At 68.5% G+C, this 18276-nt stretch carries 16 protein-coding genes and 1 pseudogene; 8 read left to right on the top strand and 9 right to left on the bottom strand.

The window, feature by feature from the left end; genetic code table 11:
* Nucleotides 1-153: 153 nt before the first annotated feature.
* A complete protein-coding gene (locus GORHZ_RS10925) occupies nt 154-2988 on the bottom strand; it encodes an ATP-binding protein (RefSeq protein WP_169330666.1) in 2835 nt (944 codons plus the stop codon).
* Nucleotides 2989-3033: 45 nt separating this feature from the next.
* On the bottom strand, nt 3034-3720 hold the full coding sequence (locus tag GORHZ_RS10920) for a TetR/AcrR family transcriptional regulator (protein WP_040531335.1): 687 nt from the start codon (nt 3718-3720) through the stop codon (nt 3034-3036).
* An 88-nt stretch (nt 3721-3808) separates the two neighbouring features.
* Between GORHZ_RS10920 and GORHZ_RS10915 the strand changes: the two genes are divergently transcribed.
* Nucleotides 3809-4492 carry a DUF4386 domain-containing protein gene (locus tag GORHZ_RS10915; RefSeq protein ID WP_006332960.1) on the top strand — a complete coding sequence of 228 codons (684 nt, stop codon included), beginning with the start codon at nt 3809-3811 and terminating at the stop codon, nt 4490-4492.
* A 13-nt stretch (nt 4493-4505) separates the two neighbouring features.
* Here GORHZ_RS10915 and GORHZ_RS10910 read toward each other — a convergent pair whose 3' ends face one another.
* Together GORHZ_RS10910 and GORHZ_RS31580 are read right to left on the bottom strand one after the other, a co-directional pair.
* Nucleotides 4506-5129: a helix-turn-helix transcriptional regulator gene (locus tag GORHZ_RS10910; RefSeq protein WP_006332959.1), complete on the bottom strand. Its 624-nt coding sequence runs from the start codon at nt 5127-5129 to the stop codon at nt 4506-4508.
* Entirely contained in the window at nt 5092-6918 is a 1827-nt protein-coding gene (locus tag GORHZ_RS31580) for an ATP-binding protein (RefSeq protein ID WP_040531333.1), read from the bottom strand. Before GORHZ_RS31580 ends, GORHZ_RS10910 begins: the two co-directional genes overlap by 38 nt.
* A gap of 35 nt (nt 6919-6953) precedes the next feature.
* Here GORHZ_RS31580 and GORHZ_RS10900 point away from each other — a divergent pair, with 35 nt between their 5' ends.
* Both GORHZ_RS10900 and GORHZ_RS10895 read left to right on the top strand, forming a co-directional pair.
* Nucleotides 6954-7253 (top strand): hypothetical protein, encoded by a 300-nt coding sequence (locus GORHZ_RS10900; RefSeq protein WP_006332957.1) that lies wholly within the window; start codon nt 6954-6956, stop codon nt 7251-7253.
* A gap of 518 nt (nt 7254-7771) precedes the next feature.
* Complete coding sequence (locus GORHZ_RS10895) at nt 7772-8134, top strand: helix-turn-helix domain-containing protein (RefSeq protein WP_006332956.1); 363 nt, start codon at nt 7772-7774, stop codon at nt 8132-8134.
* Between the two features lie 70 nt (nt 8135-8204).
* Here the strand turns inward: GORHZ_RS10895 and GORHZ_RS10890 are convergent, their stop codons facing one another.
* Nucleotides 8205-8516 carry a hypothetical protein gene (locus tag GORHZ_RS10890; RefSeq protein WP_006332954.1) on the bottom strand — a complete coding sequence of 104 codons (312 nt, stop codon included), beginning with the start codon at nt 8514-8516 and terminating at the stop codon, nt 8205-8207.
* Nucleotides 8517-8719: 203 nt separating this feature from the next.
* Here GORHZ_RS10890 and GORHZ_RS30805 point away from each other — a divergent pair, with 203 nt between their 5' ends.
* Complete coding sequence (locus GORHZ_RS30805; RefSeq protein WP_157205143.1) at nt 8720-8869, top strand: hypothetical protein; 150 nt, start codon at nt 8720-8722, stop codon at nt 8867-8869.
* Nucleotides 8870-9107: 238 nt separating this feature from the next.
* Here the strand turns inward: GORHZ_RS30805 and GORHZ_RS10885 are convergent.
* Nucleotides 9108-9984: pseudogene (locus tag GORHZ_RS10885) on the bottom strand (mechanosensitive ion channel family protein).
* A gap of 98 nt (nt 9985-10082) precedes the next feature.
* Here GORHZ_RS10885 and GORHZ_RS10880 point away from each other — a divergent pair.
* The gene (locus GORHZ_RS10880) at nt 10083-11171 is read left to right on the top strand and encodes a nucleoside hydrolase (protein ID WP_006332950.1); all 1089 of its coding nucleotides are present in this window, start codon (nt 10083-10085) and stop codon (nt 11169-11171) included.
* An 11-nt stretch (nt 11172-11182) separates the two neighbouring features.
* Complete coding sequence (locus GORHZ_RS10875) at nt 11183-12133, top strand: LLM class F420-dependent oxidoreductase (RefSeq protein WP_006332948.1); 951 nt, start codon at nt 11183-11185, stop codon at nt 12131-12133.
* Here the strand turns inward: GORHZ_RS10875 and GORHZ_RS10870 are convergent.
* Complete coding sequence (locus GORHZ_RS10870; RefSeq protein WP_006332946.1) at nt 12095-13474, bottom strand: salicylate synthase; 1380 nt, start codon at nt 13472-13474, stop codon at nt 12095-12097. The genes GORHZ_RS10875 and GORHZ_RS10870 overlap by 39 nt on opposite strands.
* 155 nt (nt 13475-13629) lie before the next feature.
* On the opposite strand from GORHZ_RS10870, the gene GORHZ_RS10865 reads away from it, so the two are divergent.
* Both GORHZ_RS10865 and GORHZ_RS10860 read left to right on the top strand, forming a co-directional pair.
* Nucleotides 13630-15276, top strand: coding sequence for a (2,3-dihydroxybenzoyl)adenylate synthase (locus GORHZ_RS10865; protein ID WP_006332944.1), 1647 nt, complete (start codon nt 13630-13632; stop codon nt 15274-15276).
* Nucleotides 15277-15524: 248 nt separating this feature from the next.
* Entirely contained in the window at nt 15525-16358 is an 834-nt protein-coding gene (locus tag GORHZ_RS10860; RefSeq protein WP_006332942.1) for a DUF5995 family protein, read from the top strand.
* Nucleotides 16359-16400: 42 nt separating this feature from the next.
* Here the strand turns inward: GORHZ_RS10860 and meaB are convergent, their stop codons facing one another.
* Nucleotides 16401-17429, bottom strand: a complete 1029-nt coding sequence (gene meaB / locus GORHZ_RS10855; RefSeq protein WP_006332940.1) for a methylmalonyl Co-A mutase-associated GTPase MeaB — start codon at nt 17427-17429, stop codon at nt 16401-16403.
* On the bottom strand, nt 17426-18276 hold an 851-nt coding region (locus GORHZ_RS10850), incomplete at its 5' end, for a methylmalonyl-CoA mutase family protein (RefSeq protein ID WP_006332938.1). The genes GORHZ_RS10850 and meaB, both read right to left, overlap by 4 nt.

The following is an 18276-nucleotide window of genomic DNA, read 5'->3' as shown; positions in this document are numbered from 1 at the left end:
GATCCGCTCCTGATGGCGCGTGTTTGTCCTGGTAGACACCAGTCTCGTGCTCCGGCGAAGCGGTGTCGTCGGTGATGGCCACCGACTTAATCGCGCCGGACTGCGGACATAACGGGGAGCACGCGGCGAGTCGGGGGAACCCCGATGCCGCGCTCAGCCGACGAGCGCGGAGAGTTCGGAGCGATTGGACACCTGCGCCTTCGCGATCAGTCGGCTGACATGGGTGTCCACGGTCCGCGGCGACTCCGTCAGCTGCTCGGCGATCTGGACGTTGGTCAGGTGCTGGGCGACCAGGAGCAGCACATCCATCTCGCGGCTGGTGATCCCGAGCCGGCGCAGGTGGGCCGGGACCTCGGCGTCGCCTCGTCCGCGGCGCGGTACCGGGAATCCGCCCGCCCGCAGCAGCGCGCCACACCGCTGTCGCATCGTCTCGTTGCCGAGGTCGGCGAACAGCTCGCGGGCTGCGCCCAGCCAGGTCTCCGGTTCACCCCATCCCTGGTCGATGGATCGCGGCGCGACGATCACCGCTGCCGCCGCTGCCATGATCGGGAAGCGGTCGAGGTCGGTGAACCCTTCGGCTGCCGCGGCATCGGCGGCCACACGATCACCACCCCGACCCGCCACCACGGCTTCGACGAGCCGGATGAGGCCCCGGTTGTACCAGGCGCCGATCCCGGATTGCGCGATCAGCCGCGCGGGTTCCGGGTCGTCGCGGACGACCGCCATCAGGAGGGCGTACAGGCCCCGGGCCGGCGCAGCCCGAGCATCGGGTACCCGCATCAGACCGGGGATCGCCGGCGTTATCGCTGCCAGCGCACGTTTCGCGTCACCGCGAAAGACCTCCAGATAGAGCTCCGCCCCACCCACAAAAGGGTCACCCCGCAACTCTTCGACCTGCGTGGACGCTGACGTATAGCGCCCACGCACGGCCTCGTGCATGACGTACATCGTCCTGGCCGGATGCGCGGACCTCAGCCGGTAGCGTTCGGCGAGTTCGAGACCACCCACGCACATCCGCTCGGCTTGCGCCAGGTCACCGCTTTCGGCCAGCACCGGCCACAGGTTGGTCTCGGCGACCGCCCGCGTGTGCACAGAACCGCGTTCGACGGCGAGCCGGCGCGCTTCGAGCAGACGGTCGGCCCGGTTGGTCGTCAACCGGTCGACCAGGCCGAGCTCCAGCATCGCCCGCTCATATGTGACCGGCATGGTGTGCTCCGCCGCCAGATCGACCAACCGTTCCAGTCCGGGAATCGCGTCGGCCGGGTCACGAGATCGCAGTACACGCGCCTGCACCAGTAGTGCCGAACCGAGCGCTCGCAGGTTTCCGGCCTGCTCGGCGAGCGCGACGGCACGCGCGGCGAGCCCGGCGGCGCCGTCGGCGTCCCCGGCCTCGAAGGCCAGCGTTGCACGCAGCGCGTACACCTCGACGGGTATGACATCCAGCGCTTCGGCGGCGTCGAGATCGCGCGCGGCGCGATCCGGCTGCCCGATCTCCATCGCACATCGGGCGAATCGGCAGTAGGCCAACGCTCTCCGCGGCGCGAGGAGCGAGTCGCCGCCAGTCAGGACATCACCGTCGGTCAGGACATCGGGTTGCAGGGCCAGGGCATCGGCGAACCTGCCGGTGCGGGTCAATGCCTCGCTCAGCGCATCCGCCGCTGCCGACCGCAACTCGACTGTCCGGGACCGGGCGAGCGCCGCCCGCGCGCTGAGAATCGCCGTCTCGGCCGCCCCCTGAGCCAGCCATCCCGACGCCGCCTCGATGTGCGCCCGCGCGGCCGCGTCGGGGTCCCCGGCGCATTCCCACAGCCGTGCCATCTGCGCCGCCCGATCGGGCCCTGAGCCGGGTCGCTGTTGGAGGTCGAGCGCGGCCCCGCGCGCGAGCCGTTGCGCAATGGACGGATTGGATGCGCTGAGTACCGCATCGGCGATGAGCCCGTGCCGGTATCGGTAGCGCCCCCGGCCGACCGAGATGAGCACATCCGCCGTGACCAGATCGGCCAACCCTGTAGCCACCCGGTCCGCGGGCTGTCCGGTGATCTGCGTGAGGTCGTCCCACGTCGAATCGTCGTCGCGCAGGGCGACCGCCACGGCGACAACCTGCGCGTCGGCGTCGAGTTGTGCGAGGCGGGCCTCGACGGCGGCCGCGATCGAGGTCGCCGTCACGCCGACGAATCGTTCGCGACGCACCACCCAGGCGCCGTGGTCACGGTAGGCGGCGCCGTGTCGGAGGAGATCAGCCAGCAACTCCTCGACGGCCAGCGGCAGACCCTCGGCGCGCTCGGCCACGAATTCGATGACGTCAGAAGGGACATCGCGTCCCAGCTGCGAGACGACCATCTCCTTCTGTTCGGTCGGTGCCAGCCGGCCGAGTTCGGTCACGCGGGCCGCCGGTGTGTCGACCATGCGGGCGATCCGCGCGGCACCGACAGGGTCGGTACGCGCCGTCACCGTCAACGCGATCGGGGTGAGGTCGACCGTGCGGGCGAGGTGTTCGAGGACCACGAGCGTCTCCGGGTCGGCCCATTGCACGTCGTCCACGGCGACCACGAGTCCACGGTCTCCCGCCAACAGCGACAACACCCGGACGGCACTCTCGGCCACCGTGAGCGGCGCGGTCTCGGGGTCGCCGCCCTCCCATAGTCGTCGCAGTGTGGTCAGCGCACTGCGATAGACCTGATCGGCCTCACCCGCGAGCGGCCCGCCCGGCCGCGACAACGGCGCCAGCGCCTCGATCAGCGGCCGATACGCCGACGCGGCGTCGGTTTCGCGGCAGCGCAGGTGCAGAACTCGGAAACCCTTCGCCCCCGCGGACTCGTTGAATGCAAGCTGGAGTCGCGATTTGCCGATTCCGGGCTCGCCCACCAGCGCGAGGAGTCCGCCGGTTCGGGGCAGTCGTTGTAGCAGGTCGGCCCACCATACGAGTTCTTCCGAGTGGCCGATCAACGGCCCGTCGGAGAATCCGTCGTACATAACCTTGCCTACCACGCTTCTCAACACCTCCACCATCGCGACCGGACAGGTGCGGACCGGCTAGCGGGTGGTCTGCGAGGACCATCCTCTCTCGTGCAGTCGTTCGATACCGTCGAGCAGGATGTCAAGGGCGAACTCGAACTCGGCCTGGGCGTCGCAGTCCGCACCGGCGTGCGGTGCGGTGGTCGCCATCGTGACGATGTTCGGATACATCTCCGCGAAACCCTCGAGCGCCTCCCGCCGCGCGGCCGGGTCTTCCGGCATCGTCGGGGTCGGCAGGACGTCGCGGGTGAAACCCCACATTCGGGTGCTCAGCGCGTGCATCGAGTGGTGTACCAGATCGGCCGACAACCCTCCGGAGAACATCAGCCCCATCAACGCGTCCATGTGGGCGAGCACGGCGGGACTCGCCCGGGTCCGGGTCTCGATCGCGGTGCTCGCCCATTCGTGGCCGACAATGACGGCCCGAGCCGACAGGATGCGGGCGCGCACCGCCTGTTTCCACCCGAGATCGGTGGGCACCGGGCCGAATTCGGCGATGATCGCATCGACCATGCCGTCCACGAGTTCCTCGCGATTGGCCACGTGCTTGTAGAGCGCCATGGGGGTCACGCCGAGGGTCTCGGCAATCCGGCGCATGCTCGTCGCCTCCAAACCCAGATCATCGGCCAAGGTCACTGCGGTCCGCAGAATCCGATCCCGATCCAGACCCACTCGTGACGTGCGGGAACGCGCCTCGGTTGACATATATACAGCGTATACCCTACCTTTTCGGTATACGCCGTAGACACGATTTGGCGGTGTATTCCTCAGTCCCCTCGAGAACGGAATCCCCATGTCCCGTATGCGTACCTATGCGTTGCTAGCCGGCCTGCTCTATTACTGCACCCATATAACATCGGTGGCCGCGGTCGTGGCCTTCGGCTCGTCGCTCACCGATCCCGGCTGGCTGTCGGGCGCCGGGACCGACACGGCCGTCCGGGTGGGCGTCCTACTCGAGGTACTGCTCGCCCTCGGCTGCGTCGGCAACGGGGTGGTGCTGTTCACCGCGCTGCGTGTCCGCGGCCCGGCTCTCGCAGGTAGCTTTGCGGCGCTTCGCATCCTCGAGGGGTCAGTCATCGTCGCGGGCACGCTGCCGCTGCTGGCAATCCTGTCGATGCGCGGCACACCCGGCACCGCCACCTCGTCGTTCGGTGAGAGCCTCGTGGGCATACATGACGGAGCGTTTCTGGCCGGTCAGGGACTCGTGATCAGCGTCAACACCCTGGTGATCGCCGAGTTGCTGCGTCGATCGCAGGTGGTACCCAGGGGGATCGCGCTGCTCGGTCTGGGCGGCGGCGCGCTCGTTCTGCTGAGCAATCTGGCACAACTGTTCGGTGCCATCGAGCAGTCGGGCGGCGTGGCGATGGTCTGCGCGGTGCCGGTGTTCGCGTTCGAGATCTGGTTCGCCACCTACCTGGTCTTCCGTGGCTTCCGGTCGACGACAGCGCGGCAGACCGAGCCGATGGTGGCGGTCTGACGACCACCGGTCCTCAGGCGCCCGAGGTCGTCCGCACCACCCACGCCGCGACCTCGGTGCGATTGACGAAGCCGAGTTTGGTGAGGATGCTGCGCACATGGGCCTCGACGGTCCGTTCGGACAGATACAGCCGCCCGGCGATGTCCCGGTTCGACAGCCCGTCGGCGACGAGCGCGGCGACCTCGTTCTCCCGCTTCGACAAGGGGTTCTCCGGTGGCGTCGGCGCCGCGCGGCGGTCGATCACCTGGAGGAGGTCGGTCGCGGTCCGCAGATGTCCCGGGAGATCGAGCCGCCGACACTCTTCCGCGGCGCTGCGTGCGAGCGCCGTCGCACGTTTGGTGTCACCGTCGGCGTCACGGCCGGCCAATGCGATCGCGAGTCCCAGTCGGCTCAGCGCGACATAGGGTCTCGCGCCGAGACGCGTGTTCATGACGATCGCGTTCTCGTACAGTTCGATGGCCTGGTCGACCCGGCCCGCGATCCGAGCCAGGTCACCGAGCACACGGGCGAAGGCACCCAGGCTGCTCACCCCGCCACCCGGACCGTAGTCGTCGCGCAGGAACCCGAGGCGGTCGAAGACCTTTCCCGCCGTATCCGCATCATCGAGAATGACTGCGGCATAAGCGATCTGAGTCATAAGTGGGACCCAGCGGGGACCGCCGCCATCGTGGTCGGGGATGTGTCGGAATTCCTCGAACGCGGCACGTGCCTCGTCGGTTTCCCCCGCGATCGCCGAGCATCGCCGCCCCATCGTTGTGGGCGATCGCCTGTGCGATGTCACCGCGGAGCAGGGCGAGCGCCGCCCGTAGCCGCAGCGCATGCCACCGCGCCAGGCGGAGGTGTCGTCGGGCGGCGACGCGTTCGAGTTCGGTCAGCGCTGTCTCGATGAGCGCGAGATCGCCTGTCCCGAAACCCGCATCGGCCATCCAGACGTGTCCCCACATCGTCGCGAGGGGCTGTCCAGCGCGGTCCGCGATGGCGATCGCCCGACGCGCGAGCTGTTCGCGTTCGCGTTCATGTCCACTCGCTGTCAGCGCCAAGTGGCGAGCGTGCACGGCATCGAGCAGCGCGTCGGGGTCGGCGCTGCGTTCGGCGAGCCCGAGAGCGGTCTCCGACAGCATCCGCAGCGCCGCAACGTCCTCACGTTCGGCAGCGGCGAGCGCACGCTGGGCGAGCAGTCGGGCATGCAACGCAGGGTCCCCGTCGGGAAGCATGTCGAGCGCCCGACCGCACAGCTCGTCGACGACTCCCATCACCGGCGCCGACCCGATTCCACTGACGATCAACGCCGCCTCCGCGACCGTCCCACCATCACCGACACTCTCTCCGAGATCGGCTGCGCAGCAACAGCGATCGAGGCTGGTCGCGATCTGGCCAGCGGCGAATTCGGCGCGCGCGGCCGCGATGAGCAGATCTCGGCGGCGGCCCTCACGATCGTCCGGCATGGCCTCCAGCGCGATGGACCGGAAGTGGGCTGCCTCGTCGTGTGCGTATGAGGTCCACGCGGCGTCGGCGGCCCGTTGCGCCCACGTGACGCACCGCTCGGCGGACGCCGCGTCGCCGGCGTTTCGCCAATGGGTCGCGATGATGCCGGCCACGTCGTCGGAATCCGCGCGCTCACCGAGGACTCGGGCGGCAGCCGCATGAAGTGTCCGGCGCTCCACCTCGCCGATGTCGGTGTAGACGGCGTCGCGCACGAGCGCATGGGTGAACGCGAGACTCCCCGGCATCGAGCGCAGTATCCCGGCGAGGGTGGCCTCCTCGATAGCACCGGCGATCTCGACGTCGGGACGATCCAGCATCCGGCCCACCACCGTCGGGTCGATGTGTTCACCGAGTACCGCTGCGGCCGAAAGCATCTCGCGAGTCGGCGGCTCGACCCTGGCGAGAAGGCCCCGCGTCATCTGCCTCACGCGAATCCCCGACGACAGCTCCGGGATCGACGATCCATCGTGTGCCAGGATCGCTTCGATGATGAGACGCACCAGCAGGGGGTTGCCGTCGGCGCCCCGGTGCACCCGGTCGGCGAGCTCGTCGGTGACGGTACCGGGCCCAAGGACCTCGTCGAGCCATCGGCGCACTTCTACCGAGCTCAGTCCGGTGAGCGGGAGCGGTATCGCGCCCGGAGCGCGTAATAGCTCGGTCAGGAGCTCCGACGCCTGTTCCTGTTCGGCGGGCCCGGCGGGATCCCGGACGGTGACGACCACGAGCAACCGGGCACCGGAGAGGTCCGCGACGAGATGACGTAGCAACAGCAGTGACGTCCGGTCGGCCCAGTGCAGGTCTTCGAGGATGACGACGAGACCACGTGGGATCGCGTCGTCGACCGCGCGTCCGGAGGCAACGGGCAGGCCCAGGTTCCCGGCGATGTCGTCGACCACATCGGTCAGCCGTGTCTTCCCGACACCGGCGGGCCCGGAGATCACCGCGACCCGACCGTGCCCCTGCCCTGCGGCGACAAGTGCGCCGCGCCCCACCAGAGCAGGTCGCCGCGTCCGAGTTCGCCGAAGAGCACCGCATCGTCCCGGCGGCGATGTCGGTACCGGGGGTGCGTTCGGCGTACGTGTGCCGTGGCGCCGACGGCGCCAAGGTTGTCATCTCACTCGCGGACACCGAGACAGCCCTGCACGACGCCACAAAGGCCATCTTGGCGACCGAGCTTCTCCCCGGCGAGGACCCGGCGCTGTTACAGCCGCCGGATCGCGTCGAGATCTACCCCGTCACCGCGGTCTACCAACCCATCGGCGCTCCCGCCAACTGAGTTCGGCCCCGTCGAGCGTGCACAGAACTTCGTCCATCGTGCGCACCCGGGCGTCCATCGTGCGCCGGAAATCGTCCATCGTGCATGCCAGTGCACGATCGACGTCCGGGTGCGCACGCTCGACGCTGGGTGCGGGCACGGTGGGAGCGGGCGGTCAAGAATCGCGGACCAGGTCCGGCGCGCCGAAACCGATCGCGAGACCGACGATCCCCGGGATCGTGCCGCGGCTACGGGACCGTAGGGCGTGTCCCAATTCCTCTCTGAGAGTTCGGGAGACGCGCCGTTCCGCAGATGCGGCCGGCGTACGAGCGCAGGTCACGATCACTGGTGGACCAGTAGTTCGATCAGGCAGATCGGCACTACGGCGTCCGCGCCGCGGCCGGAGTTCGTGTCCCGCCAGGGGACGCACCGACGCACCTTCGGTCGCGTCGGCCAGCGGCCAGTGACCTCCGCTACTCCCTCTCGCCCACACGTCCGTAGAGCATCGAGCGCTCACCCATTGCGGCTACCCTGACGTCATGGTTGCTGACGAGTCACGGCTGACGTTGGGCGAGTTGATCCGCCGGCAACGCGAGTTGGCCTCGATGCCGCTACGTCAGGTTGCTTCTGCAGCGGGCATCTCCAATGCGTATCTCTCACAGATCGAGCGCAATCTCCGGGAGCCGAGCAATCGTGTGCTCGAGGCTATCGCAGCGGAACTGCACATGTCGGCAGACCTGTTGACGGCTGAGGCCAAGCGAGCCCGCGAGGATGGTGACGAGACCGAAGTGGTTGCAGCGATCCGGCGGGACCGGGATCTGACCAACGCCCAGCGCGCTGCACTGGAGGAGATGTACACAACGTTCCGTGAGGCGACGATCGAGCGGCGTCGAAGAGGATAGGTCCAATCACGACACATGGGCGCCGAAGTCGTTGACCTCGGCGCCCATGTGTCGAACGTACAACCGGGTATCACCCGAGGGTGCGACGCACACTGGAAATGGCGGAAGCGTGGAGGTCGCGAACCAGCGCCGACTGGGGGGCGACGATCTTCTCGATCCACTCTGGGGTGGTGGCGGTCGCGCCGAATCGTTCCTTGCCGAAGTCGATTGCGGCGCTGGAGGTCTTCTCGTAGGCGTCGAGCACTCGTGTCGCCGATCCACGGTAGGCACCGAGCGTCTCGTCGAACGCCTTGGCGATCGCGGATGCTCCCCCGTCGATCACGGCGGCGACGCCGGCGAACTGCTCGGCGATGGGCGGGTTGGTGGTGTCAGCGGCGGACATGGTGTCTCCCTTGGCTTTGATGGGTGGCGCGGTGTCTCCGGCCTGGTAACAATTTAACAGGCTGACTGTTAAAACGCCTAATCGACCCTATTTCTCTACAGACCAAGGCCGACGTCCAACGAAATGCCCTGCGCGCGCGAAACGGTATTCAGATAGCGCTCGGCGCGACTTCCCGGAGCTGGCAACCACTCCCAAAGATAAAGATGCTGTGTGGCAGCGCGGCCGGGCGCGCATGCGGTGCTACCGCACTGATCGCCGGCGCGGTGTCGAGCCGAGATACCCAGGCGCCGGATCACGTCGAGATCTACCCGGTCGCCGCGGTCTATGAACCCATCGGCGCCTCCGCCAACTGAGTTCGGCCCCGTCGAGCGTGCACAGAATTTCGTCCAGCGTGCGCACCCAGGCGTCCATCGTGCGCCGGAAATCTTCCATCGTGCATGCCAGTGCTCGCTCGACGTCCAGGTGCGCACGATCGACGTCCGGGTGTGCACGATCGTCCAGGTGCGCACGATCGACGTCCGGGTGTGCACGATCGACGGGCGGGGTCTAGGGATCGACGCAGGGGGCGGGCGGGGTGGCGGGAGCGGGCGGTCAGGAGGGGCCGGTGTGCGGTCCCGTGAGAGCGGTGAGACGGCCCTTCGGATAGGGCAGGTCGATGCCGTGCTCCTCGTAGGCGCGCAGGATGTCGCGTCGGATGCGGCGAGACACCGACCACTGACTGTTCGGTTTGGTCTTCAATGTCATCCGCAGCGTGATCATGGTCGGGGGCGACGTCCTGGACGCCCAGCATCTCGGGCTCGGCGAGCACGTCGTCGCGAATCGCCTCGTCGGCCACAGCGGCTCGTGCAGCCTCCAGCGCGACCTCCTGGGCCCGGTCGACGTCGGCGCTCAGCGCGACCGGGACCTCGATGCGGGCGACGGCGTATTCCTGGCTCATATTGCCGACCCGCACGATCTCGCCGTTGCGGACGTACCAGAGGGTGCCGTCGATGTCGCGCAGTGTGGTGATCCGCAGCCCGACGGACTCGACCTCACCCACGGCCTCGCCGACGTCGATGATGTCACCGACCCCGTACTGGTCCTCGAGCAACATGAACACCCCGGACACGAAATCGCGGACCAGGTTCTGCGCGCCGAAGCCGATCGCCAGACCGACGATCCCCGCCGATGCGATGAACGGCGCCAGGTTGACACCCAACACACTGAGAATGGACAGGACCACCCAGACGAGCAGGACGATCGACGTCGTGGACTTCAGCACCGAGCCGATCGTGGTGGCCCGTTGGGCGCGCCGCGCGGCTCCCACGCCGTTACGCCGCCGCGGACGGGTGGCCCGATCGATCAACCGATGCAGCACGTAGCGTGCGATCAGGGCGGCCACCACATAGGCCACGATCCGGATGGGGTTCTCGATCAACCACTCGCGATTGGTCTCCGTCCACTCGAAGGCAGTCTGTTGTGTGCTCATGGCACCGACCGTACGGACACCGCGCGTCATGTCCACCGTGTCGGGCTGTGATCCTGACTGGTGTTCTCCCGTTGCCGGGCATTCGCCACAATGAACCGGTGATCCCCGTTTTCTTCGACTGCGACACCGGTATCGACGACTCGGTGGCGCTGCTGTATCTGCTGGCCCGCCGTGACGTCGATCTCGTGGCCGTGGCGTCGACGGCCGGCAACGTCCCGGTCGACGTGGTGACCGCGAACAACCTCGCCTGGCTGGAAGTGTGCGGTCGCGGCGACATCCCCGTCCATGTCGGTGCGCCCACTCCCCTCGTCGCCGACCTGATGACCACCGAGGACACCCACGGTCCACTCGGTGTCGGCTACGCCGAACTGCCGACGGCCACCGGATCGGCCGCACCGACCGACGCCGCCGACGCCTGGATCGAGGCGGCCGCCGCACGCCCCGGCGAACTCATCGGCCTGGTGACCGGGCCGCTCACCTCACTGGCCACCGCGATCCGGCGAGATCCGGCACTGCCGACCCGGTTGGCGCGCCTGGTCATCATGGGCGGTGCGTTCCACGTGCACGGCAACACCACTCCCGTCGCGGAGTGGAATGTCGCGGTGGACCCGGAGGCCGCGGCCGAGGTGTTCGCCGCATTCGGACGGGACGGGGCCGCACCGCCGATCGTGTGTTCGCTCGACCTCACCGAGTCGGTGGCGATGACCCCGGATCACCTGGTCCGGCTCGCGGCGGCAGCGGGCAGCACCCCCGTCGAATGCCCGGATCCTTCCGACGAGCCCGGTCTCCGGTCCGTCGCCGACAATGTGCTCATCCGGCACCTCGTCGATGCCCTGCGCTTCTACCTCGAGTTCCATCACGCGCACGACGAGGGCTACATCGCGCACCTGCACGATCCGTTCGCCGCGATGGTCGCCCTCGCGCCGGACATCGTCGAGACGGTGCCCGCGCGCGTGGCCGTCGAACTCGCCGGTGAGCACACGCGTGGCATGACCGTCGCCGATGAACGGTCGATGACGGGTGAACCGAACGCCCGCATCGCGACCACGACCGACGTCGACGCGGTGTTCGACGACCTGATCGAGACGCTCTCCGCGTTGGCGAGATCGTTTGCCGCATCCGACAATCCAGACAGCCCGCACGGCCTCGCAGGGGAATCTGCTGCGGTGTCCGGACCGCGGGCGTAGCGTCGGATCCCGTGACGCGACTCGGCTACCAGATCCCCAACTTCACCTATCCCGACGTTCCCGCGGACCGGCTCTTCCCCACCGTGGTCGCCCAGGCTGTGGAGGCCGAACAATCCGGCTTCGACACCGTGCTGGTGATGGACCACTTCTATCAGCTGCCGATCCTGGGTACGCCCGACGAGGCGATGTTCGAGTGCTACACACTGCTGTCCGCGGTGGCGCAGCACACCTCGACGGTCCGCCTGTCGTCACTGGTGACCGGCAACACCTACCGCAACCCGACCCTGCTCGCGAAGACCGTGACCGCTCTCGACATCGTCTCCGGCGGACGCGGACAGCTCGGCATCGGTGCCGGCTGGTTCGAACTCGAGCACGACAGCCTCGGCTACGAGTTCGGCACCTTCACCGACCGTTTCGAGAAGCTCGAGGAGGCCCTGCAGATCATCCTGGGCATGCTCGCCGGGGAGAAACCCAGCCTCGAGGGCAAGTGGTATCGCGTGCAGGATGCGCTCAACGTCCCGGCCCCACTGTCGAAGATCCCGGTGATGATCGGCGGTGGCGGCGAGAAGAAGACGCTGCGGATGGTCGCGCAGTACGCCGACGAGTCCAACATCATCTGCGCGCCCGGCGACATCGGCCGCAAACTCGACGCCCTCGCCGCGCACTGCGACCGGCTCGGCCGGGACCGCTCGGAGATCACCGTCAGCCTGCAGACCTCGGCGTGCATCGCCCCGACCCATGACGAGGCCGTCGCCGAACTCGAGGCCTATCTCGAACGCAATCCGGCGGCCGAGATCCGACGCGCGACGACGATCGTCGGCGATCCCGACGAGGTCGCGGCACACTACGCGGACCTCCTCGCGACCGGCATCGACGGATTCACGGTCAACGCGCCCGCCAACGGCCATGTCCCCGGCCGGGTTTCACTGCTGGGACAGACGCTGGCACCGCTGATCGGCTGATCGGTCCCGGCGAACCACGAACGGCGCCACGCTCGCCAGCTTCTCGCAGGTCTCCTCGAACTCGCGCTCCGGTGTCGACTGCGCGACGATGCCCGCCCCGGCACGCAGCCAGGCCCCGTCGTCGGTCGCGAAGACGGTGCGCAGGGCCAGCGTCGCCTCGAGGTCGCCGGCCGACGACGCGGTGAGCACCGCACCGGAGTACAGCCCGCGGGTATCCGGTTCGAGACGGTAGATCGCGTCGAGGGCACGCGCCTTCGGAATCCCCGACGCGGTGATGGACGGGAACAGCACGGCCAGTGCCCGCCACGCATCGGCGTCGGGCGCCAACTCACCGCGCACCGTCGACGCGAGGTGCGCGACGCTGCCTCGCTCGCGGACGGCCATGAACTCACTGACGACCGTCGTGCCGGGTAACGCCACCGAGGCGATCTCGTCCACGCACGCGCGGACGGAGATGGCGTGTTCGGAGATCTCCTTGGCGTCTCGCAGCAGTTCGGCGCGTGCGGACTCATCGAGGTCCCCCGAACGCCCGAGGGCGCGGGTGCCGGCGAGTGGTTCGGTGACCACCGTGCCGTCGGAGTCGGCGGCCACCACCAGTTCCGGGCTGAATCCCGCCGCGGCCAGCGATCCCAGCGAGAGCAGGAAGGACCGCGCCGGGGTGTTGCCGGCCCGTCCGCGGGCGTAGGTCGCCGGGAGGTCGACGGCGAAGGGAATGTCCACGCGTCGGGAGAGAATCACTTTGTCATACCGTCCGGCGCCGATCTCCGCGACGGCGGCCCCGACGCGTCCCCGATAGCCGTCTGGGTCGGAGTCGACGGCCACCGGAGTGGCCGGGCCGGGCGCCGCGGCGGATGCGGCCAGTTCACGCAGGAGTGACGCCACGGCGGGATCGGCATCACCGGTATCGATGCCGGCAGCATCGACGTGTGCCTCGACCTCCGGCACGATCAGCTGCGCCAGCACCGCGTCGTCGGGTACGTGTCGCTGCAGATCATGGTGCGCCGCACTGTAATCGAAGACCACCCAGCCGTACACACGCCAGTCGGGGATCTCGAGCGAGGCGAGCGCGGCCGCCAGCGCCGCGGACGGATCGGTATGCCACGGCGTGGTGACCGACACGTCGTCGTGGGTCACCGTCACCGCCGACGCGGTCAGCACGATGCGCGCCCGGACACCTGCGGCAAACACCCACCGGTGGTCGCGTTCGTACACCACGTATTCGTCGAACCCGCCCGACCTGGCCCAGGCCGCGCAGATCCGGGCGGCCTCCGCGGCGTCGCCGGGGGCGCGGTGATGATTCCCGCTCCGGGCCGGAGAGGGTGAGTCGACGGTGAGCGACATGGTGCGGATTCCCTTCTGCAGGCGACCACTCGTCGGACGCGAGCTTAGGACAGCCTAAACTATCCTTCAATCGTGCGCCACGGTCGGGGCGCCACCGTGGAGAAACACCGATCGACGAGGGAAAGGAAGTGCCCGTGCGAGATTCGATGATTCCGATGACGCGGACCGCGGACCTGATCGACGGATTCGCCCCGCACTCCGCCGGTGCCGCCGAACGCTACCGGGCGGCGGGTCTGTTCGGTGGACGTCCGCTCGGGCACCTGCTGGAATCCGCGGCACGTGATCATCCCGATCGCCCGGCCGTCACCGATGCCTCCATCGACGGCCCCCGCACATTGACCTACGCACAGCTGCACACCGCGGTCGCGCGGCGCGCGGCGGGCCTCGCCGCGGCGGGCTTGCGGCCCGGCGACCGGGCGGTGCTGCAACTGCACAACTCCGCGGAACTGGCCATCACCTTCTTCGGCCTGCTGCGCGCCGGCGTCGTGCCGGTGATGACGCTGCCGGCCCACCGTATCACCGAGATCGCCCATCTCGCCGAGCGTTCCGGCGCCGTCGCCTACATCACCGAGGACGGGCGGCGCGGCTTCGACCACCGCGACGTGGCCACGCAGCTGTGCGGGCGCGTCCCGTCGATCGCCACCGTCTTCGTCGACGGTGAGCCCGGCCCGTTCGCGCCGTTGCCGGACGCCGACCCGGCCACGGCCACCCTCCCGGCCGAGGGCGATACCAACCCTTCCCTCCCGGCGCTGTTGCTGATCTCCGGCGGCACGACGGGCCTGCCGAAACTCATCGCCCGCACCCACGACGACTACGTCTTCAACGCGCGCCGGAGCGCCGTGGTCACCGGCCTCGGCGTCGACGACACGTATCTCGTCGCGCTCCCGGGCGCGCACAATTTCCCGCTGTGCTGCCCGGGCATTCTCGGCACGGTGTCGGTCGCCGGCCATCTCGTGTTCACCGACAATCCCAGTCCCGACCACGCTTTCGAACTCATCGAGCGGCACCGGGTGACCGTCACCGCGCTGGTACCCGCTCTCGCGCAGGTGTGGCGCGCGGCCACCGAATGGGAGCCGGCGGACCTCTCCTCGCTGCGCCTGCTCCAGGTCGGTGGGGCCAAGCTCGGCGAATCGGATGCGGTCGGGATCGACGCCGCGCTCGGCGATGTCGTGCAACAGGTCTTCGGCATGGCGGAGGGCCTGATCTGTTACACCCGGCTCGACGACCCCCGCGACCTTGTGCACACCACGCAGGGTATTCCGATGTCGACCTTCGACGAGATCCGCATCGTCGACGAAAACGGCGAGAAGGTGGCGGACGGGGCCGAGGGGGAATTGCTGGTCCGCGGCCCGTACACGATCCGCGGCTACTACCGGGCCGACGAGCACAACGCGCGGTCGTTCACCCCCGACGGCTACTACCGTTCCGGTGACCGGGTGCGCCGGCTGCCGTCGGGGCATCTCGCCGTCACCGGACGCATCAAGGACACCATCGTGCGCGCCGGTGAGAACGTCGCCGCCGACGACGTGGAGGAACACCTCATCGCGCACCCGGCCATCCGTCAGGCCGCGGTGATCGGGCTGCCCGATGAGGCACTGGGCGAACGGATCTGCGCCGTGGTCGTCGTCTCCCCCGACCATCCACGCGACCGAGCTCTCACCCTCCGCGACGCGCGGACCTTCTTGACCGCTCGTGGCCTGGCGTCGTTCAAACTGCCGGACACACTGACGGTCGTGGCCTCCCTGCCGACCACCGCGGTCGGCAAGATCGACAAGCAGGCGGTGCGCGCCCGGCTATCGTGACTCACCGGGTGAGGTGACGGAGAACTCAGCGGACCCCGAAAACCTCACATGACCGGGCAGCCATCGACACCGGCGCATCCGCGCACCGCTCAGGCGTCGACTTCAGGGCGCCAACCGCCGTTTTCCGCGGAACGCATTCGACCTGTCAGCGAAACAACGGTCAGCGCCCCCTTCGATCAGTCGGTCCACAAGATGAATTGCCCCCGATCAGCACTCCACGGCGGACGGACGCGCCGATAATCACCGATATGCCGCCCGACCCGTCACCGGCTCCAGTACCGCCCGTCACCACGATCGCCGACGTGGTGGCGGCGCTCGACGAGATCATCGAGTGGGCCGGCCAAGCACCGAGCCGACTGGGCTACTTCGCCGCACTGTACAAGCGCATCACGCTGGCGGTCGGCGTGGCCGTCGACGACGGCGTCTTCGACGACGGTCCGCGGATGGAGAAACTCGACGTCGCCTTCGCGTCGCGCTACCTCGACGCCATCAACGGCTGGTTCCATCCGGAGAACTACCCGAAGCCCACCCGGTCGTGGCGCACGACGTTCCAGCACGCCGAGGATCCCGATCCGATCATCGTGCAGCACATGCTGTCCGGGGTGACCAGCCACATCGTCCTCGATCTGGGGATCGCCACCGTGCAGGTCGCCGGCCGATCCGGACTGACGGCGATTCACCGGGACTTCGATCGGATCAACGCGGTGCTGGCCAGCCAGACCAACGGTGTGGTCGCCGACATCAACGAACTCTCGCCGGCGCTGGCGGACATCTACACCGTCCTCGCCGACAACCAGATCTTCGTCATCAACGAGGCGATCAAGGCCCTACGCGACAGCGCATGGCGATTCGCGACGATCTTGGCGTACGAACCGTCCTTCGCGCGTCCGCTGACCATCCGGGCGCGCGATGTACAGGTCGCCCATGAAGCAGGGCTCGTCTTCGATCCGACGGGCCTTGCCGGCGCGCTGGATCACGCGGTCACCCGGATCGCCGAACGCGAGAGTCGCGATGTCGCACACAACATCGCGGTCCTCGACGCGGTCGCCGCGACCCCGGCACCGATCCAGACCGAACTCTGACACATCCCGCAACCTGTCTCGAGAACGATGACAGCGGCGCGATCAGTGTTCTGATCGGGCGTCGAAGGCCTCGACGATGCGCGCGGCGGCAAGTGCCGGCGTGAGATCGCCCGACCTCACCAGTTTCTCGACGTCGGTCCGGATGGCCTTCACACCGGGACTCTCCGCGAGCCGCGACAGCACCTCGTCGCGCACCATTGCCCACGTCCAGTCGATCTGCTGCTGGTTGCGGCGCGCCGCGAACTCGCCGGCCTCGGTGAGGATCTCCTTGTGGCGCAGAATCGTTCGCCAGAACTCGTCGACGCCGGTGTTCTCGATGGCGCTCATGGTGAGCACCGGCGGCACCCAGAGCTCGTCGTGCGGGTGGATCAGTTTCAGCGCGTTCTTCAGCTCGCGGGCCGCGGACTTCGCCTCGGTGACATGCTTGCCGTCGGCCTTGTTCACCACCACGACGTCGGCGAGTTCCAGGACACCCTTCTTGATGCCCTGCAACGAATCCCCGGTCCGCGCCAGCGTCAGGAAGGTGAACGTGTCCACCATGTTGGCGACCGTCACCTCGGACTGCCCGACGCCCACCGTCTCCACCAGCACCACGTCGAAGCCGGCGGCCTCGACGAGCACGATCGTCTCCCGGGTCGCCTTGGCGACGCCGCCGAGCGTGCCGGAGGTCGGCGACGGCCGGATGTAGGCGTTGCGCTCCGTCGACAGCCGGCCCATCCGGGTCTTGTCGCCCAGGATCGACCCACCCGTCCGCGTCGACGACGGGTCCACCGCGAGCACGGCCACCTTGTGACCCTGCTCGATGAGGTACATACCCAGCGTCTCGATGGTCGTCGACTTCCCGACCCCGGGCACACCGGTGATCCCCACGCGGAACGAGTTCCCCGCATGCGGGGTCAGCCGGAGCAACAGCTCCTGGGCCGCGGCGCGGTGATCCGGGCGCGTCGACTCGACGAGGGTGATCGCCCGGGCGAGGTCGGCGCGCTTGTCGGCGAGCACGGCCGCCGCGAGCGCATCGACGTCGACCTGGCGCCGCCCCGCGGCGACGGCGCCTCGCTGCTCGGCCGTCACTCGGCGGCGACCCCGGCCAGTTCGAGCCCCAGGTTGTCGGCGAGCTTGGTGACCAGTTCGACGGCCGAGTCGGCGATCACCGAGCCGGGCGGGAAGATCGCGGAGGCACCCGCCTCGTACAACTCCGCGAAGTCGCCAGGCGGGATCACGCCGCCGACGACGATCATGATGTCGTCACGACCGACCGCCTCCAACGCCTGTCGCAGTGCCGGCACGAGCGTGAGATGACCCGCGGCAAGCGAGGACACACCGACGACGTGCACGTCGTTGTCCGCGGCCTGCGCGGCCACCTCCTCGGGCGTGGCGAACAGCGGGCCCACGTCGACGTCGAAGCCGAGATCGGCAAACGCGGTGGCGATCACCTTCTGGCCTCGGTCGTGGCCGTCCTGGCCCATCTTCGCGACCAGCACGCGCGGCCGCCGTCCCTCGGCCTCGGCGAACTGCCGGACGATCTCGATCGCGTCGTCGACGTTGCTCACGTCACCCGCCTCATGTCGATACACCCCGCTGATGGTCTTGATCTCGGCCTGATGGCGACCATAGACCTTCTCCATCGCGTCGGAGATCTCACCGACGGTGGCCTGGTGGCGGGCGGCCTCGATGGCCAGTGCCATCAGGTTGTTCTCCATACCACCGCCGGTCTCGGCGGCGGCCCGCGTCAGATCCGCGAGCGCCTTGTCCACGGCCGCCTGATCGCGGTGTGCGCGCAGCCGTTCGAGCTTCTCCAGCTGTTCGGCGCGCACCTTGGAGTTGTCGACCTTGAGGACCTCGATCTCCTCGTCCTCGTCGACCAGATACTTGTTGACGCCGATGAGCGGCTGATTGCCGGAGTCGATGCGCGCCTGGG

This window comes from Gordonia rhizosphera NBRC 16068 (assembly GCF_000298195.1).
GTDB classification, from domain to species: Bacteria; Actinomycetota; Actinomycetes; order Mycobacteriales; family Mycobacteriaceae; genus Gordonia; species Gordonia rhizosphera.
This window is presented reverse-complemented; position numbering and strand designations above follow the sequence as displayed.

What these genes read in the sequence shown, in the direction of transcription:
- GORHZ_RS10895 (WP_006332956.1), top strand. Translation starts at nt 7,772, where the DNA reads ATGGTTGCTGACGAGTCACGGCTGACGTTGGGCGAGTTGATCCGCCGG.
- GORHZ_RS10910 (WP_006332959.1), bottom strand. Translation starts at nt 5,129, where the DNA reads ATGACTCAGATCGCTTATGCCGCAGTCATTCTCGATGATGCGGATACG.
- GORHZ_RS30805 (WP_157205143.1), top strand. Translation starts at nt 8,720, where the DNA reads ATGCTGTGTGGCAGCGCGGCCGGGCGCGCATGCGGTGCTACCGCACTG.
- GORHZ_RS10920 (WP_040531335.1), bottom strand. Translation starts at nt 3,720, where the DNA reads ATGTCAACCGAGGCGCGTTCCCGCACGTCACGAGTGGGTCTGGATCGG.
- GORHZ_RS10915 (WP_006332960.1), top strand. Translation starts at nt 3,809, where the DNA reads ATGTCCCGTATGCGTACCTATGCGTTGCTAGCCGGCCTGCTCTATTAC.
- GORHZ_RS10865 (WP_006332944.1), top strand. Translation starts at nt 13,630, where the DNA reads ATGACGCGGACCGCGGACCTGATCGACGGATTCGCCCCGCACTCCGCC.
- GORHZ_RS10890 (WP_006332954.1), bottom strand. Translation starts at nt 8,516, where the DNA reads ATGTCCGCCGCTGACACCACCAACCCGCCCATCGCCGAGCAGTTCGCC.
- GORHZ_RS10860 (WP_006332942.1), top strand. Translation starts at nt 15,525, where the DNA reads ATGCCGCCCGACCCGTCACCGGCTCCAGTACCGCCCGTCACCACGATC.
- GORHZ_RS10870 (WP_006332946.1), bottom strand. Translation starts at nt 13,474, where the DNA reads ATGTCGCTCACCGTCGACTCACCCTCTCCGGCCCGGAGCGGGAATCAT.